1 protein-coding gene is annotated in these 1,436 nt (G+C 70.5%); it reads left to right on the top strand.

Features of this window, described 5'->3' with window-relative positions; translation table 11 throughout:
* Positions 1–68 precede the first annotated feature (68 nt).
* Entirely contained in the window at positions 69–1,349 is a 1,281-nt protein-coding gene (gene secF / locus QH283_RS00215; protein ID WP_280501000.1) for a protein translocase subunit SecF, read from the top strand.
* Positions 1,350–1,436 lie beyond the last annotated feature (87 nt).

The raw sequence follows: 1,436 nt of genomic DNA, 5'->3' as shown, positions 1-1,436 counted from the left end.
GCGATCCAGCAGGTCGCCTGGGAACGCAGGGCCGCCGAGGCCGCTCCCGCGGAAGGTGTGAGGACGCGATGACCACTCCCGACAGCCCGTCGCCGCGCGAGCGCGACGAGGACCGCGCACAGAGCGTGGTCGACGACTTCGCCTACGGCGCGGGCGCGCCCCGCCACGGCTTCTTCAACCGCCTCTACACAGGCACGGGCGCGATCGACGTCGTCGGCCGCAGGCGTCTGTGGTACATCATCAGCGCGGTGATCGTGCTGCTGTCGCTGGCGAGCATCCTGATCCGCGGTTTCAACTTCGGCATCGATTTCGAGGGCGGCACCAGGATCCAGTTCCCGGCCGGCGACGCCTCGACCAGCCAGGGCGAGGCGGTCTACGCCGATACCCTCGGCTCCGAACCGGAGACGGTGCAGACCGTGGGCTCCGGCTCCACCGCCACCGTGCTCATCCGCTCCGAGGCGCTGGACGCCGACGAGGCGGAACGGCTGACCAGCGCGCTCTACGACGAGTTCGAGCCGAAGAACTCCGACGGCGAGCCGAGCCGTTCGGCGATCAGCGTCTCCGACGTCAGCGAGACCTGGGGCGACCAGATCACCAGGAAGGCGCTCATCGCGCTGGTGGTCTTCCTGGTGATCATCTCCGTCTACATCACGGTGCGCTTCGAACGCGACATGGCCATCGCGGCGCTGGTCGCGCTCGGTTTCGACATGATCGTCACCGCGGGCGTCTACGCGCTGGTCGGTTTCGAGGTCACCCCCGCGACGGTGATCGGCATGCTCACCATCCTCGGCTTCTCGCTCTACGACTCGGTGGTCGTGTTCGACAAGGTCGAGGAGAACACCAGGGGCATCCTGCACTTGAACCGGCGCACCTACGCCGAGCAGGCCAACCTGGCGGTCAACCAGACGCTCATGCGCTCGATCAACACCACCGTCATCGGCGTGCTGCCGATCATCGCGCTGATGGTCATCGCGGTGTGGATGCTCGGCGTCGGCACCCTCAAGGACCTGGCGCTGGTGCAGCTCGTCGGCCTGATCATCGGCACCTATTCGTCGGTCTTCTTCGCCAGCCCGCTGCTGGTCTCGCTCAAGGAACGCTGGGGCCCGGTGGCCGCGCACACCAAGAAGGTGATGAACAAGCGCGCCAACGCGGCGGCCGCGCGGGCGGCGAGGGAAGCCGAGCTACGGGTCGCGCAGCTGACCAAGCGGCCCGCGGGCGAGGACCTCGAGACCGCGGCGGCTCCCCGTCCCGGCACGCGTGCGCGCACCGGTGAGGGGCGTGGGGTCGGTGCGGGACGCGGGACGGGCGGCGATCAGCGTCCCACGGGCAAGCGGCAGCGGAGGAACTGAATCGGGCGGTGGGGGGGGGGCCCCCCCCGGCCGCGGGCCCCCCGGGGGGGGGGGGGGGGGGGGGTGGGCCGGCCCCCCCCCCCCGCG

Origin of the sequence: Nocardia farcinica, from assembly GCF_029867845.1 — a bacterium.
Classification (GTDB): domain Bacteria; phylum Actinomycetota; class Actinomycetes; order Mycobacteriales; family Mycobacteriaceae; genus Nocardia; species Nocardia farcinica_A.
This window is presented reverse-complemented; position numbering and strand designations above follow the sequence as displayed.